General features: G+C 62.9%; 12 protein-coding genes. 4 read left to right on the top strand and 8 right to left on the bottom strand.

The window, feature by feature from the left end; translation table 11 throughout:
• Positions 1 to 23 precede the first annotated feature (23 nt).
• Complete coding sequence (locus QU44_RS03110; RefSeq protein WP_081987847.1) at positions 24 to 398, bottom strand: winged helix-turn-helix transcriptional regulator; 375 nt, start codon at positions 396 to 398, stop codon at positions 24 to 26.
• A gap of 113 nt (positions 399 to 511) precedes the next feature.
• On the opposite strand from QU44_RS03110, the gene QU44_RS03105 reads away from it, so the two are divergent.
• Positions 512 to 1,360 carry an SDR family oxidoreductase gene (locus QU44_RS03105; RefSeq protein ID WP_033920050.1) on the top strand — a complete coding sequence of 283 codons (849 nt, stop codon included), beginning with the start codon at positions 512 to 514 and terminating at the stop codon, positions 1,358 to 1,360.
• A gap of 113 nt (positions 1,361 to 1,473) precedes the next feature.
• Entirely contained in the window at positions 1,474 to 2,895 is a 1,422-nt protein-coding gene (locus QU44_RS03100) for a methyl-accepting chemotaxis protein (protein ID WP_331377418.1), read from the top strand.
• 5 nt (positions 2,896 to 2,900) lie between these two features.
• On the opposite strand, the gene QU44_RS17355 is transcribed toward QU44_RS03100, so the two are convergent.
• The 7 genes from QU44_RS17355 to QU44_RS03065 form a co-directional block, all read right to left on the bottom strand.
• On the bottom strand, positions 2,901 to 3,245 hold the full coding sequence (locus QU44_RS17355) for a response regulator transcription factor (RefSeq protein ID WP_052134282.1): 345 nt from the start codon (positions 3,243 to 3,245) through the stop codon (positions 2,901 to 2,903).
• Positions 3,246 to 3,315: 70 nt separating this feature from the next.
• On the bottom strand, positions 3,316 to 4,452 hold the full coding sequence (locus QU44_RS03090) for a hypothetical protein (protein ID WP_052134281.1): 1,137 nt from the start codon (positions 4,450 to 4,452) through the stop codon (positions 3,316 to 3,318).
• Positions 4,453 to 4,485: 33 nt separating this feature from the next.
• The gene (locus QU44_RS03085; protein ID WP_033920049.1) at positions 4,486 to 6,207 is read right to left on the bottom strand and encodes a hypothetical protein; all 1,722 of its coding nucleotides are present in this window, start codon (positions 6,205 to 6,207) and stop codon (positions 4,486 to 4,488) included.
• A gap of 2 nt (positions 6,208 to 6,209) precedes the next feature.
• Positions 6,210 to 7,532, bottom strand: coding sequence for a hypothetical protein (locus tag QU44_RS03080; protein ID WP_052134280.1), 1,323 nt, complete (start codon positions 7,530 to 7,532; stop codon positions 6,210 to 6,212).
• The gene (locus QU44_RS03075) at positions 7,529 to 8,473 is read right to left on the bottom strand and encodes a hypothetical protein (RefSeq protein ID WP_033920048.1); all 945 of its coding nucleotides are present in this window, start codon (positions 8,471 to 8,473) and stop codon (positions 7,529 to 7,531) included. The genes QU44_RS03080 and QU44_RS03075 overlap by 4 nt, the downstream gene beginning before the upstream one ends.
• Before the next feature lie 57 nt (positions 8,474 to 8,530).
• The gene (locus QU44_RS03070) at positions 8,531 to 9,427 is read right to left on the bottom strand and encodes a hypothetical protein (protein ID WP_033920047.1); all 897 of its coding nucleotides are present in this window, start codon (positions 9,425 to 9,427) and stop codon (positions 8,531 to 8,533) included.
• 186 nt (positions 9,428 to 9,613) lie between these two features.
• Positions 9,614 to 9,814, bottom strand: coding sequence for a hypothetical protein (locus tag QU44_RS03065; protein WP_033920162.1), 201 nt, complete (start codon positions 9,812 to 9,814; stop codon positions 9,614 to 9,616).
• 177 nt (positions 9,815 to 9,991) lie between these two features.
• Here QU44_RS03065 and QU44_RS03060 point away from each other — a divergent pair, with 177 nt between their 5' ends.
• Positions 9,992 to 11,947, top strand: coding sequence for a CocE/NonD family hydrolase (locus QU44_RS03060; RefSeq protein ID WP_052134279.1), 1,956 nt, complete (start codon positions 9,992 to 9,994; stop codon positions 11,945 to 11,947).
• 682 nt (positions 11,948 to 12,629) lie between these two features.
• A complete protein-coding gene (locus tag QU44_RS03050) occupies positions 12,630 to 15,419 on the top strand; it encodes a TonB-dependent receptor (RefSeq protein ID WP_033920045.1) in 2,790 nt (929 codons plus the stop codon).
• Positions 15,420 to 15,592: the final 173 nt, after the last annotated feature.

Here is a 15,592-nt window from a genome sequence, read left to right as displayed (position 1 = left end):
GCGGACGGCGGCTGATCGCGCGATCAGTTCGCCGGCGCGGTGCCCAGTTGCGGCAAATTGACTTCGACCCAATCGGCAAGCCGCCCGACATGTGCGGCTGCCTCTTGACCCAAGGGGGTCAGCGCATATTCGACATGCGGGGGCACCACGGCATGGACGGTGCGGGTGATGATACCGTCCTGCTCCAGATGCTTGAGCGTCTGCGCCAGCATCCGTTCGCTCACCCCGTCGATCCGCCGCCGCAACTCGCTGAAGCGAAGCGTGCCGTCCTGCAGAACGATCAGGATCAACACCGCCCATTGCCCCGTGATATGACGAAGCACGCCGCGCGAGGGGCAGGCCGATGCCAGGACGTCGCCCTGGCGCAACTGGGTGGACAATGAAGGGCGAGCTTCCATGGGTTCGATCGCTACCATAATTTTCCGACACTAACAAATCTGTGCGTACTTACCTTCGATAAGTGCCCTTTCTACATCGCTGGAGGTTCAATACCAATTGAGGAGTATGTGACATGACGATCGCGATCACCGGGGTGCCAGGCCAGTTGGGCAGCCTGATCCTGAAGAAGGTGCAGGTGCTGTTGCCCGAAGAAACCGTCATTGCCCTGGCGCGGTCGCCCGAGCGGGCGGCGGGGTTGGCCGAGCAGGTTCGGCATTTCGACTATAACGACCCGCCATCGCTCGCACCCGCGCTGGCTGGCGTCGACACGCTGATGCTGGTGTCGTCCAGCGAAGTGGGGCAGCGCGAGCGGCAGCATGCCGCCGTGATCGACGCCGCCGTGACGGCCGGGGTGGCCCGAATCGTCTATACCAGTGTGTTGCATGCCGACACCTCGTCGCTCTCGCTGGCGGGCGAGCATCTGGCGACCGAGGCGATGCTCAAGGCAAGCGGCATCGCCCACACGATCCTGCGCAATGGCTGGTACACCGAGAATTACACCTATTCGGTGCCGCCGGCGCTGGCCAATGGCGGCTTCATCGGCAGCGCGGGCGAAGGCCGCATCGCGTCCGCCGCGCGCGAGGATTATGCCGATGCCGCCGCGATCGTGCTGACGCAGGACAGCCATACCGGGCGAACCTATGAACTGGCCGGTGACGAAGCCTATACGCTGGCCGATCTCGCCGCCGAATTGTCGCGCCAGACCGGGCGCAACATTCCCTATGTCGATATGCCCGAGAATGCCTACGCACAGGCACTGGTCGGCGCCGGCTTGCCGCAGCCGATGGCGGCGGCCTTTGCCAGCTATGACACATCGGCTGCGGGCGGGGCGTTGTTTGACGATGGCCGCCAGCTTTCATGCTTGATCGGACGACCGGCTACAAGCTTGTCTGCCAGCATCGCGCAAGCGTTGCCTAAGTAGAGTAGATAATTGCCGGGCTTGGCCTGCGCCGGCCCGGCAAAATACCTTGTCATTTAAACTAGCATTTACCAGCGATAAACGTTGGCATATTTGAAAAGAATCGCAGTTTCTGTGTGTTTGCGATCCGCAACCCGGATAATCGTCTAAATACAACAAGCAGACGGAAACGGTTTGGAAAGATCGCCGAAATGACAAGCTGGTATCGCGAGAAGTTGCCGATTCGGGACAAATTGTTCTTTACATTCAGTGTCATGACGGGTTTGGTTGCGTTGGCAACGCTTACTGTGGCACTTGCGACGTCATTCATTGGTATCATGTCTGGTATGGTAATTGGTACGATCGTGGCTGGTGCCACCGCTTTTGCTGGTGCCTGGTTCCGGACCCATATTGCCGATCCGTACGTCACCACTGTTGTACGGATGGAGGGCCTCGCCGCCGGGGACCTCGCCAGCCCGATTCAGTTTACCGATTATGAGGATTGTATCGGCCGGATAGGCAAGGCGATGTTCACGTTCCGCGACGCTGCCGTGGCGCAGAAAGAAAGCGCAGCCGAACAGCAGATGGTGGTCGACACGGTTTCGGCCCATCTGGAAAGCCTGTCGGGCGGTGATCTCACCGCAGCGATCCATGCCGAGTTCCCAAGTGGCTACGCTTTGCTGAAGACCAACTTCAACGGGGCGCTCAGCAGCTTGCGCGCGCTCATCGCGTCGGTTGGTGAGAGTGCAGTGACGATCCGAACTGGTTCGGATGAAATTGCCCAGGCATCCGAAGATCTCGCGCGCCGCACCGAAACCAACGCGGCCAGCCTGGAGCAAACCGCAGCCGCGGTTTCCCTGATGGACGGACGACTAAAGGCAACCGCCACCGCCGCTACGACCACGGTAAAGCGCGCCGATCAGGCGATCAATACGGTGGGTAGTGGGCGCGCGGTAACTGCCGAAGCCGTGCAATCGATGGGCCGGGTGTCGGAAAGTGCCAAGGGCATCGACAGCGTCATCGAAGGGTTGGACAAGATCGCGTTTCAGACGCGGGTTCTGGCGATGAACGCGGCAGTCGAGGCCGGACGCGCCGGCGATGCCGGTCGCGGCTTCGCCGTCGTGGCCGATCTGGTCTCGGCATTGGCGATGCGCGCCGAGGAAGAGGCCAAGCGCGCCCGCGATCAGTTGACCGCCACGCAGAGCGAAATCAGGATCGCCGTCGATGCGGTCCAGTCGGTCGACGGCGCGCTTGAGGGGATTGCCGGCGATGTCGGCCAGGTCCACGGCCTGCTGGCCAGCATCGCGACCGACAATCACGCGCAATCGGTGGCGATCAGCGAGATTTCGGCAGCGATCCAGACCATGGATGAATCGACGCAGCAAAACGCGGCGATGGTCGAAGAGACTTCGGCGGCCGCGCGCAACCTTACCGGCGAAGTCCGGGCGTTGGCCGAGGCTGCCGAGCGCTTCAACGTTCGCGAAACCGGGGGGCGTTCCAGGGCGCGGTTGTCCATCGCATCGAGCAACCAAGGCTCCTCGGCATATTCCTACGCTTAAGGGTGCTACGCCTTCATACTGAGGACCGTTGCGCCTCGCGCTGCCGCCGGAACCGGACGCGGGTTCGTGGGCAAAGCGGGGGTGATTACCAAGCGGCATAGTTCGATGCGGTTGTTGATGTCGAGCTTGGTGAATATCCGGCGCAAATGCGTCGATACCGTCCAATGGCTGATCCCGAGCTGACGCCCGATCGCCTTGTTCGACATGCCGATCGCGACCAGCTGGGCGATCTCGCCTTCGCGCGAGGACAATAATTCGGCTGGCCCCACTGCGTCGGTGGCGGGCCAGGTAACCGGCATGTCGAAATCGTCAGATGCGATGAACATCTTGCTGCGGTACGCTATCGTCATGGCACATCCTCCGAAAGTTCGGCCCCGAACGTTCAGCGCTGAACGATCCGGCCCCCGATAGAAGCGACTCTCAGAAACGTGACCCGTTCTTGGTGCGGGCGGCTGGACGAAACGTAACGATATTGTCATCGACAAGTCCCGGCTGCCGCCGAAGACCAAGCGACTCGGCACTCGTCAGCCAATCATCGCATGCGTCAACTATCGCCTCAAGCAACGATTCGAAATCGATACGCACCGTTGAGAGCAGATAGTCCTCGGCAAGCCAGCGCAGGATTTCACGACCCGTCACTGCCATGCGGCTGCGCTGCGACGTGACCGGCATTTCGTGCAGATAGCGCTTCATGATTTCTTCGAGCACGTCCCATGCATTGTCGGCCCCGAAGAGATTGATGACGTCGTTCGATCCCAGAATGTCGAACGCTTCCTGCAACAACACCATGACCTCGCTTCGCAGCACCGCGACATGGCCATAGGACACTTGTTTCAAATTGTGCCGCAGGTCTAGGCCCGAACGCCGGACCACCGCCATGCTGCCGAAAGTCTCACGCCCGCCATCGGGGCGAAGCACTTCGGACACGCGCTTGTCTTCGAAAAAGCGCGAAACATGCTGGCAATAGGTGGATAGCAGCGCGTGAAAGGCGGTGTTGGCCTCGGCCCCCGAGGGCGGCTGCGCTTCGGTATAGCCGAACACTTTGCGATATACCGACCGCCGCTCGCGCCCGGTGTAGCGAAGCACGCGCTTGCGATCGAATTGGTAGAGCGCGACCGCGCCGGGACCGTCGGACAGCCGCACTTCGCCCGATTGGAACAGATGCTGAAGCTTCAGCACCGCGCGGAACACGCCCGCGCGCTCGTGCTGGTAAATATAGTATAGATCGCCGACGGCGGTCAGCCGCTCGCGATTGATCTGGTTGTCATAGGTTGGAACCAGTCCCTGTGGGCGGGTGTCGTCAAGCGTTTCCGCGACATTTTCGCCAAGCCCGATCAGCCGCATCATGCCGCCGTCATTGCCGGGTGCGCCGGCGACCGGCTTCAGCGCGTCCATCAGCAGTTGTTCGGCGTCGGTGATATATTGGTTGATCAGTTCGGCCTGTGCGGGCGTCTTGACCAGTTCGTCGCGGGCATCTCGCACCATGGTGGCGCGCAGGGCTTGCAGGCGGGCGAGCAGGTCGTTCAGTTCGCCCTGGGTCTGTGGATGGTCGGCCATTTGCGGTCTCCGAAGGCGGGTTGGCGGATGGGATCAGGCAGCGCTCGATTGCGGTTTGGCGGCTTCGTCCGCGACCCCGGCCAGGATGGCGGCATGCCGGCGAGCGGCCGCCAGATAGCCGGCAAGCTCGGCCAGCTGCGCGCGTGGGGCCGCGCGCTGAAGGCCGCTGTTGGCGCTTGCCGCTTCGAACTGCCGCGCGCTGCACTCGAGCGCCTGCAATTCGTTTTCGAGCACCACCGCCTCGCGGCCGCGCAGCGCGGCAGCCGCCATGTCGCTGCGCGCAAAGGGCGTGGCGGTAGCCCGCGCCCAGCGGATGAACTGGCCAATCGACATCGTGTCGTCGGCGCTGCCGATGGTGGGGACAAACTGCACGTCCTGTTCGAGCAGATCGGTGCCCCAGCGTTCGAGCGCGGCTTCGAGATGATCGACCGCCCCCAATGCCGCGGTCATCGTCTCTTCGAGCCGAGCGGCGGCCAAGCCACGCTGCTCGCTGCCGCGTGGGCGCATCAGCCGGGTGCCGATCGATTCGATCAACGTCAAAAGTCCAGCGATCTCGGCACCAATTTCCTCATCGCGGACAATCCCGACCGCCACGGTCAATTGCTCGTCGCGCAGCTTCCCCAGGGTGGCGACGGCGCTTTCCAGCTCGCCCAGCGATTTCGGGGCGAGTGAAAGATCGAGTATCTCGGCCTCGTCGAAATAGTCGAACGTCGCAATGATCAGCCGGTTGAATTCAAACCCGGCGCGGGCCCGGTTCAACCCCATCGGGTCGCGAACGCAGTCGACCAGATTGTCGAGATGCGCCCGCACTGCGTTTCGCAGCATATGCAGCCCCGCAACCCCGCGTGCCCGCTCGAACCGCGCCATCGACGGCAGGCGGTCGAGGATCGCGACCACCGCATCGGCTTCGGCGGCGAGCAGATTGGCATTCACCAGCGCCCCGCCGCGCAACAAGCGGGACCGGTCATAGCGATCACGGGTCACCGGCTGGGCATCGGTCTGGTAATATTGCCGCATGCCGTCCTGGTCGCGATGGGCGAAGTTGCGGCGCAGCCCGTCGATCAGCCGGCTGCGGGCGGCATCGGGATCGCCCGCCCGCACGATCTGTCCGCCGTCATGCGGAAGGCCATAGGCATCGAGCGAGGCGGCGAGCTGGTCGGCCACGGCTTCATAGCGGCGACCGATGCGACCGGTCCCGCCGCTGCCAGTGTTGCCGAGCATCGATATCGTATTGCCGAGTTCGCGCACGGCCTGGGCCATCGCATTGTTGGTCTCGTCCATGGTTTCATCCTTCCTCGAATCGATGTCATGAGCAAAAGCGACGCTTGCTTCGCAGATACGGCCGGTGGCGGTGCTGAAACGTTCGAAGTGCTGCTCGACCGCGGCCCAATGCCGGGCGCGGGCGGCGGAGCCACCCCCGGCCTCGCCGACTTCGCGGTCAAGCTCGTCGAGATTGTCGCGGCTTGCGATCTGGTTGTGCAATATCTCCAGCAGTCCGATGATCGCGGCCATCGCGTCGCCCGATCGATCGCGCGCCAATTCGCGAGCCGCATTGCCGATTTGCACCTTCGCCAGCGTCAGGCCGTGCAGGGTGGTTTCGATCAGCTTCGTATCGCCGCCCTTGCGGAGCTGGTATAATGACGTGCGCGCAAGTTCGATCTGTTCGCGAAGCTGCGACAGTTCCTCGGTCAGCGCCTGTGCAGCGGGTGATGCGGCAACGCTTTCTTCGGTGAACAGGTGGGGTTGGCTGGCCATGATCAGCGCCGCCCCAGCGCGTCATAGAAATTGCGGTGAAGCGTTGCGGGTGATGTGCGCGCCCATGCCAGCGCCTGCCGCGCCGCCGCGATCAGGAAACGTTCGGGTAATACGCCGGTATCGGTGCCGGTTTCGAGGCGATTGGCAGCCTCGCGCACCAGTTCGGCATGTTTGGGTTCGAAGCGGATGACGTCGGCCAACGCCTTGCCGCCATATTCGTCGAACGGTTCGAAACAGATCGCGTCGAGCACCGCATCGATCTGTTCGGTCAGCTTGTGCCGCACCCATGCCGGCACTTCGGCCCAGACGCTTTTGGGATACAGCACGTCCCATGCCTGGCGAAATGCGGCTGCATCGCCGGCAAAACCGATGCGTTCGAGCAGCCGCAGGTTGAGCGGCACGCGGATGATCGGTGTCGGGTGGACGGCTTCGTCGTTCCAGGCGGCCGTGGCCTCGCGCGACCGGCCAACGACGTCCATCAGCGATCCGGCATAGGCCGGCCCGATCAGCAGCGTGCCCGCCAGATCGGCATAGGTTTCCTTATGCCAGCGCTGCCACACCTCGGCATTGCGATCGGACAGTCCGCGCGAGGCAAAGGCAGCGCCGATCCGCGACGGCATCAGTTCCCACAGCCCAAGGTCGCTTTGAAGGTTATGCGCCACTTCATGCGGCACCGCGCCCAGCGACCACGGATTCAGCAGGCGATGATAGGGAACCTTTACCAGCGGGAAGGGATTAGCCGCCCGGCCCAATTTGCTCAGCCGCACGCCGCGGCGGAACGTGGCCGGGCCAAATCCCGCCTCCATATAGGTCAGCGGCGCGGGGGTGGGGATCGAGCGCGCCTTGCCCAGCCCCAGATACACCGCCTGATAGCAATCGAGCGCGACGCGATCGAGCCCGCCGAGCCAGGGCGCGAAAGGGCCGGTGCGCTGGCTGAACAGGTTGAGGTAGAAATCCCATATCTGTTCGGTGTCGCGCGCGCGCGATTCGCTGCGCTCCTTCAGCATCAGGAAGGTGGCGCGCCCGCTGTCGTCGGCGCTGGCCAAATCGCGCGCGGCGGCGGCGAGCGCGCGCTCTTCGACTTCCTGGCGTTCGCGCGCGCCTTCGATCAGGGTGTTAACGGCGCGAAGATGCGACGGATTGGGGGCGCTGGGACCGCGCCCGAACTCACCCTCGCGAAAGCTGCGCAATCCGCCGAGATAGCGGCGTGCGTTTACCGCAGTCCGCCAGGCGAAATAGGGCAGGGCCGTTGCCGGGCCAGCCGATGCGGCAAGCGACGATTGCCGGGGTGGCGCTGCCAGGTCCGGGCGATCGGCGGGCGTCACCCGAATGCCTCCCAGTCGATTTCGCCTTCAAACTCGCGTTGTCGTTTGCCCATGGCGACCGCAGCAACGGCAGTGGTGGCCAGCACCTTGAGCGCCAGCGGAATTTCGGCATTGAAGATGCCATAAACTGCCTGTGCGAACAGCGGCGCGTTCACCTTGTCGAGCAGCCCAACCTGCTTGGCAGCGGTGGTGATCGCCGAGGTTATCAGCGCAGTGAGCAACGCCTGATGTATCGGTGTGCCGCCGTCGTTGCTGCTGAACAATTGCCAGGCCTGCTGGGCGAAATCACTCGCCGCCAATTGCAGCAGGCGATCAATAATGCCGACCGGTGCGTTCGCGATCGGCATGTGCTGTAGTGCGCGCCGGAATGCCGATGGTGCGGCCCGGCGTAGCTGGTCGAGCGCCGCGCGGCGTTGTCGCTTCAGCCCTTCCTGATGGCTAGCCCGCAACTGGGCGCGGTCGGTTCGGGTGCGTTCGACGCGGATCTTTTCGCGCTGGTTGCGGCGAGCGCGCTTGGGATCGAAGGCGTGATCGGCTTCGAACAGATCGGGATAAGCCGAACGCTGCGCATCGACCGCGACAGGGGCCGTCGATGTGAGGTCGGCGAAGTCATCCTCGGCATCGAAATGCCCGCTCTCGCTCGCGGGCCTTGCCGACGGGGTTGCGCCGCGCAGTGCCTGCCAGACGGCGGCCATCGCCTGATGGATTTGCGGATCGGCCGGGTTGCCCGGCTGCTCCACACGAACCGCCGCCGTCAGCCGGTGCGCGCCTGCCCGAAGCAGGTGCAATTCGGCCAGGAAGCGGTGGCGGGCTGCGGTGTCGGCGGCGGCCCAGCGGCTGCTGCGCCATTGGCTGAGGCGGACGGCGCGCTGCCGCAGCGTCTGTGCGTTCGCCAGGATGGCAGGCGATCGAATGGCAGGCATGGCGACTGGCCGTTGCATTGCGTGTCTCCCTTGCGGAAAAACGGGGCGGCGGGCGTTCTCCGCCGCCCGATGCGATCAATAGAAGCGCTCGGCCCCGGCAACTGCCTTGCGATCGATCCCGCGCTTCTTTGCGGCATTGTCGGCCAGCGCCTTGGCGATCACCTGGGGGCTGCCCATGGTGCGGCTGGCGTGGCGTGCCATCACCCGGACTGCGGTGCGCGGCGTCACCGGCTTGCCGGTTTGCGCCTTGCGGGTGAGGGTGGCGACGGTGCGTTTCTGGATGGTCGGCAGGGTGCGGATCAGCGCACGGGCGCGCGGATCGCGGCTGCTGGCCAGCGTGCGCGCGACGTCGCTGCCGGCCTTGGCAAGCACCGGTATCACTGCCTTCACCGGCAGCGGGGCCCGGCTGGCGATCGTCACAGTCAGCGCCGAACCCAGCGAAGCGGCATCATTGGGGCGGGATTTGGTCGCTGCGACCGCCATTGCTTCGGACAATTGGTCGTCGGTAATCGGCACGCGGATCACCGCGTTCATTTCGTCTTCGGTTTCGCCTTCATCCTCGGCTTCCATCGATTTGACGAAACCGCCCAGCTTACCGCCGATTGCCGCGCCTGCCGGACCGCCAAGCGCGCCGCCGATGACCGAGCCGATCTGTGGTGCGAATTTCTTGGCGATCGGTGCAACGACCTTGGCGGCCTTTTTGGCGGCATTCCAGATTTTGCCCAGGAATTCGTCGCCCTCGGGGTCGAACTGGTCATAGCCGTTGTTTTCGGACGCGCCCCAGGCTTCGCCGTCATATTCGTCTTCGCCAAAGGGTTCATACCCATCATTGCCGGCGAAATCGTCGAGTTCGCCAAAGGCTTCGTCTTCATATTCGGCGTTCATGAAGCCGCTGGCCCCGCCGCCGCCTGCGCCGTTCAGCTCGAACGGATCATTTTCTAGTTCGCCGTAGCTTTGCTGCTGGTCGTACATGCGTGGTCTCCCTCGCGCTGGTGCGACCCGCCAGCATATGGCGGGTCCGACTCCGGTTTCGCGTGGGAGAGTTCATCATGCAGGGGTGCGCCGATATAGTCGCGCAGATCGACTAGCATGAATAAGGTAGCATATGGTTGGTGTGCCGGGCCGGCTGAGCGTGGCCCGGCACCTGGCGACGATGCGTTATTGTTTCGGGGTTACCCATACCGAGACGGGGACGACGAATTTGCCGGGGGCGGGCTTGCCGACGTCGACGCGGTCGGCCTTTACCAGTTCCCCGGTTTCGAGATTGAAGGAAGCCCAAGGCTTGGGCATCCGGCCAAAGCTCATCTTTTGAATGGGTTGGCCGGTGGTGCTGTTCATGATTGTTGCGATGATTGCCATGAGCTGCGGATAGGGGGCAGCGATCGGGCCTGTCCAGCGGTTGCGCGCGGCGGCGCGAATTTCCTGGGGATCATTTTGCCGGCACATGCCTGTTCCTGCGCATTGTAGGTTTGCGGGGCTTTGCTATCACCGATCGCGAGGGGCGTTTGCCGCGCCGCGTTACCAGGGGGATAAGCCATGAAGACCGCGAAACCATCGTTCGACGCACGGCGCGCACGGCGTGTCGGCGCGCTGCTGCTGGCTCCCCTGCTGTTGACGACCGGTGCGACGGCGCAGCAGGCGAGCTTTTCGCCGAGCGACGTTCCGGCCAATTTCACCCCGCCGATCGATGCACGCGACTATGTGAAGCGCGAAGCGATGATCCCGATGCGCGACGGGGTGAAGCTGTACACCGTCATCGTGTATCCAAAGGCGCTGACCAACGCGCCGATCGTGCTGACGCGGACGCCGTATAATGCGGCCGGCCGGGCCAATCGGATGGACAGCCCGCATATCCTGTCGACGCTGCCGCTGGCCGATGAAATGTTCGTCAAGGGCGGCTACATCCGCGTGTATCAGGATATTCGCGGCAAATACGGGTCGGAGGGCGACTATATCGTCACGCGCCCGGTGCGCGGGCCGCTGAACCAGACCCAGACCGACCATGTCACTGATGCCTATGACACGATCGACTGGCTGGTGAACAAGGCGAACCTGCCGCAGTCGAACGGGCGCGTCGGCATGATCGGGTCGAGCTATGAGGGCTTTACCGTCGCGATGGCGCTGCTCGATCCGCATCCGGCGCTGAAGGTCGCGGTGCCCGAAAGCCCGATGATCGACGGGTGGATGGGCGACGACTGGTTCCACTATGGCGCGTTCCGCCTGGCTAATATCGGCTGGGTCGGATCTCAGACCGGCTATAAGGGCGCAGGCCAAGACCCTGCCACCGGCATCTATGACAATTATGAGGAGTTCCGCCGGCTGGGCGGGGCGAATGAATGGGCAAAGCGATCGGGGTTCGACCAGCTTCCGGCCTGGCAGAAAATGGTCGCGCATCCGGCTTATGATGGCTTCTGGCAGGGGCAGGCGCTCGACAAATTGCTCGCCGCCAATCCATCGAACGTGCCGACCATCTGGGAACAGGGGCTGTGGGACCAGGAAGACATGTACGGCGCGATCACCGCTTGGGAAGCGCTGAAGGCCAAGGGCAAGACCGGCAACAACTTCCTGGTGATGGGGCCGTGGCGGCACAGCCAGATCAACCGCGAGGGGCGCGAGCTGGGGCCGTTCAAATGGGATGGCGACACCGCCGCGCAGTTCCGCGAGGAAATGGTGCTGCCGCTGTTCGAGCAATATCTGAAGGACGGGCCCGCGGCCAAACTGCCGGCGGCAACGATCTATAACACCGGCGAAAACAAGTGGGAGCGGTTCGCCACCTGGCCGCTGGCGTGCGAGGCGGGTTGTGCCGCGCCGCTCACGCCTATTTACCTGCAGGCAGGCGGGGCGCTTGGCTTTGCCAAGGGCGGCGCAGGCGGCGACAGCTATGTCTCCGATCCGGCCAAGCCGGTGCCGCATTTGCCGCGTCCGGTGAATTTCGGCGATGGGCGCTGGGGCGACTGGCTGGTCAGCGATCAGCGCCATGTCGATGGCCGCGGCGACGTGATGACCTATACCACCGAGGTGCTGACCGAGCCGATGCGGCTGTCGGGCGCGCCGATCGCCGAGATATTCGCCAAGACCACCGGCAGCGACGGCGATTTCGTCGTCAAGCTGATCGATGTCTATCCCGACGAGGTGGCGACCGATGCCAAGATGGGCGGCTATCAACTGCCGATCGCACTGGACATCTTCCGTGGCCGCTATCGCGACAGCTTCGAACGGCCGACCGCGATCCCGGCGGGCAAGACCCAGCGCTATCGCTTTCGCCTTCCGACGGTGAACCACGTGTTTCAGCCGGGGCACCGGGTGATGGTGCAGGTGCAATCGAGCCTGTTCCCCCTGTACGACCGCAACCCGCAGACCTTCGTGCCGAATATCTTCCTGGCCAAGCAGGCGGATTATCAAAAGGCAACGGTGACGCTGGAGCGCGGCGGGGCCAATGCCAGCGCGGTGTGGCTGCCACTGGTGAAGGACAAGGGCGCGGCGGGGGAATAGCGCCGGGCGCGCGGCAAGCTTGTGTCGCGGCGCTGAAACCGCGTGTCGCTCGACAGCAGCTCGCCGATTCGTGCCATTTTGACGCGGTGCGTTGCGCCGCGCGGCGGCTAGGCTGTGCCGGCGGAAATGGCGGTGCGGGGTCTTTGGGCAGTGGCGCGACCCGTGTCAGATGATGGCAGTCACGTCTTGGATAGGTATCATCAGCCACTAGCTCAAGCTTATTGAAAATGCTGCATAAAGCCGGCGAGGAATTATAATATTTCTCCGACAGGCCCATTCGCGCGATAATATACCAGTAAGGTATCGTTTTGGTATTGAACTGAGACATAACCTATGACAGTTTGATGGCCTGCAGGACGGGCAAATGCTCGTTCGTGCATCCACGGATCGCTGAGGGGCGACCGCAAACTGGGGGGTTTAGGTGAAGATGGCTCGTCTGAGGACCATAATGTCGGCGCTTGGCGGCGAAGCATTCGCAGCCACCGCCTGTTCGTTGGCATCGCTCCATCGCCGCCGCTTCATCTTTTCCAATCGGGATTCCGCTGACGCCACGGTGCGCGGGCCTGGCCTTACCTTTGCCGTTTGCACTGTCGGCGGCGAGGCAATGATTCTGTCGAACAGAGCCTGAAAAGGGCCACGACACCACCTGACCAATTTCGGTCACACTCACGGGGGTTATATTATGCGGGGATTACGTACATCATTGCTTCGGACGTCGGCGGGGCTTGCGCTTGCAGCTTCGGCATCGGCGTTTTTGTTGGTGGCACCGGCAGCGGCGCAGACTGCCACTGGCGTGGGCACCGATGATGATTCGGGCGATATTGTTGTTACCGGTATCCGCAAGAGCATCGCGGATTCGATCGCAACCAAGCGTGCAGCGAGTTCGATCGTCGACGTCATCAGCGCCGAGGACGTCGGCCGCTTCCCTGATTCGAACATCGCCGATTCGCTCGCCCGCCTGCCCGGTATCACCGTTGACCGCCAGTTCGGCGAGGGGGAGCAGCTTTCGATTGCGGGCGTCGAGCCTGCGCTGAACCGCCTGACCATAGACGGCCACTCGGTCGCCTCCGCCGACTGGGGTGGCAATCCTTCGGACCGTTCGAGCCGTTCGTTCAACTATTCGCTGCTGTCGCCGACGATCATCAGCCAGGCGATCGTGTACAAGACCCCCGAGGCGCGGTTGCAGGAAGGCGCGATCGGCGCGACCGTAGACGTCGTCACGCGCAAGCCGCTGGACCTCAAGCCCAACACCATGGCCTTCACCGGCGGCGGTGAATATAATGATCGCGCCAAGCGTGGCAGCTTCCGTGGTTCGGGGCTGTATAGCTGGCACAATGCCGAAGGCACGATCGGCATCCTGGGGTCGGTCAGCTACGACAAGGAGCAGCTCACCCGCGCCGGTGTGGCCAGCTATTGGTATCGTGATGGCTCGGCGCTGCTTGAGCGTTATCCAAGAAATGCTGATGGCAGCATCGCTTACGGGGCGAACAACGGTCCTGTCGCCAGCGGCCCGACGATCAACGGCAGACTCCCGGACAAGGCCACGATCGACGCTTTCAGCCAGGCGCGCTATGCCTCGTTCTTGGCGCGCGAGTATTTCGAGCAAGAGCGCGAGCGCATCGGTTTCAACGGTGCGATCCAGTTCCGTCCGGCCGACAATCTGACGCTGACCGGCACCGCGCTGATCATTCGCGGCAATTACGATAACGTCTCGAATTCGATGTATACCTATGGCTTTGAAGGCTCGCGGATGACCGCAGCAACCTTCGAGCCGGGCACCAATGGCAGCCCCGGCATCGTCACCTCGGCAACCTTCTCCGGCATCACCAGCGGCAACGGGTCGACGGGCCAGCTCGACACGCTGTATCGCCGCACCCGCATCAAGAACGACAGCTATGCCATGCTGTTGAATTGGGATTACGACGGCGTCGAGATCACCGGCAACGTCGGATATACCCGCGCATCGGGCGGCAAGGATCCTGAATATCTGCTCGATTTCCGCACGCAGCAGGGCTTTACCGCTGGGGCCAATGGCCAGAACACGATTGTCGACTGGCAATTCCCGGCGAGTGACGCCACCAAATGGCTGAGCAACTTCACCGCCAATGGCGGCGAACAGATCACCGCTCCCGATGGTCGCACCTTCTTCGGCCGGCAAATAGGGGGCGTTCCCACCCAATCGGGCTTCACTGTCGACAAGGAAATATTCGCCGAGCTGAATTTCAAATATAATGTCAACTGGGGTCCGTTTACTGAACTACTTTGGGGCGGTCGCTATGTCGATCACGACAACAGTAACACCAGCTTCAGCAACGCGATTTATACCAACCAGAACTTCACACTTGCCGATCTCGATCCGACATTGCGCGACGTTTATAACGGTCTGGGCACATCGGGCAACGGTACGCCCTATGCGGGTCTTGATCGCGATCAGATCATCGCGGCCCTGGATAGGTTCGGCAATTTCAGCGTCGATCGCGGGCTGGCGACCGGGGAGTATTGGCTGGTCAACGAGAAGATCGTTGCCGGCTATGTCCAGGGGAACTTCGAACTGGGCAAGGTCCGAGGTAACGTTGGTGGCCGTTACGTCGTGACTCAGGACCAGTCGGACTTCTATGTGCAGAGCGGTGCCAACTCTGCACTGACCCGCGTCACGACCGATGACAGCCGTTTCCTCCCCGCCGTCAACCTGATCTATCAGGCTGGCGAGGATGTTGTGCTGCGCGCCGCAGCTGCCAAGGTGATCGCTCGTCCGCGCTATAGCGACCTTGCCGGTTCGCTGTCGCTCGACGATTCAACCCGGAGCGGCAGCGGCGGCAATCCTGACCTGAAGCCTTATGCCGCCACGAATTTCGGGGCAACGGCGGAATGGTATTTCGCACCGGGCAGCTTCTTGTCGGCGGAGGTGTTCTACCGCGACATCTCGAATTATGTCGGCAACGAGGTGGATGACGGGCCGGACGGCGAAGGTGTTCCATTCACCAACACCGTTACCGGTCGCACCCTGAACTATTCGATCACGCGCCCGGTGAACGGTGGCCAGGCATCGGTTACCGGCTTCTCGATTTCGGGCAATACCAACCTGATCTGGGGCTTTGGCGTGCAGGCCAACTATACCTTTGCCGATGCCGACACCCCCAACGCAACCACTGGCTTGCCATTCCTGTCGCGCGACACGATCACGATCGCACCCTATTTCGAAAAGGGGCCGCTTCAGGCTCGGGTGAGCTACAACAGCCGGTCGAAATACTTCAACCGCTTCGGCCGCCAGCGGTCGCAGGACTATACCGATGCCTTCCGGCAGGTGGACGCTCAGGTTTCGTACAATCTGAACGAGTTCATCCAGGTGACGGCAACCGCCGCCAATCTGCTGGATGAAACCTATTACCAATACAGCAGCACGCCGGATGCGCCCACGTCTGTGTACAAGAACGGTCGCGTCTTCTCGCTCAGCACCGGCTTCCGGTTCTAAGGCCGACCATTTCTGGCTTCCGGCACCTGCGAATGCGGTGCCGGGGGCTCGGGTGGGCAAACGCTCCTGGGGGCCGCTGCGGGCGGCAACCGGGAGCGTTTTGCTTTTGGGGATGCGTGGGCGAGCGGGGAGCTGCCGAGGCAGGTGGGCACTTCCAATAACCCCTCGACATA

The sequence above is a fragment of the Sphingomonas sp. 37zxx genome, assembly GCF_000786205.1.
Lineage (GTDB): Bacteria > Pseudomonadota > Alphaproteobacteria > Sphingomonadales > Sphingomonadaceae > Sphingomonas.
This window is presented reverse-complemented; position numbering and strand designations above follow the sequence as displayed.

Coding starts and splice junctions, on each gene's coding strand:
- QU44_RS03110 (WP_081987847.1), bottom strand. CDS start 398: ATGGAAGCTCGCCCTTCATTGTCCACCCAGTTGCGCCAGGGCGACGTC.
- QU44_RS03065 (WP_033920162.1), bottom strand. CDS start 9,814: ATGGCAATCATCGCAACAATCATGAACAGCACCACCGGCCAACCCATT.
- QU44_RS17355 (WP_052134282.1), bottom strand. CDS start 3,245: ATGACGATAGCGTACCGCAGCAAGATGTTCATCGCATCTGACGATTTC.
- QU44_RS03090 (WP_052134281.1), bottom strand. CDS start 4,452: ATGGCCGACCATCCACAGACCCAGGGCGAACTGAACGACCTGCTCGCC.
- QU44_RS03105 (WP_033920050.1), top strand. CDS start 512: ATGACGATCGCGATCACCGGGGTGCCAGGCCAGTTGGGCAGCCTGATC.
- QU44_RS03085 (WP_033920049.1), bottom strand. CDS start 6,207: ATGGCCAGCCAACCCCACCTGTTCACCGAAGAAAGCGTTGCCGCATCA.
- QU44_RS03050 (WP_033920045.1), top strand. CDS start 12,630: ATGCGGGGATTACGTACATCATTGCTTCGGACGTCGGCGGGGCTTGCG.
- QU44_RS03075 (WP_033920048.1), bottom strand. CDS start 8,473: ATGCAACGGCCAGTCGCCATGCCTGCCATTCGATCGCCTGCCATCCTG.
- QU44_RS03060 (WP_052134279.1), top strand. CDS start 9,992: ATGAAGACCGCGAAACCATCGTTCGACGCACGGCGCGCACGGCGTGTC.
- QU44_RS03070 (WP_033920047.1), bottom strand. CDS start 9,427: ATGTACGACCAGCAGCAAAGCTACGGCGAACTAGAAAATGATCCGTTC.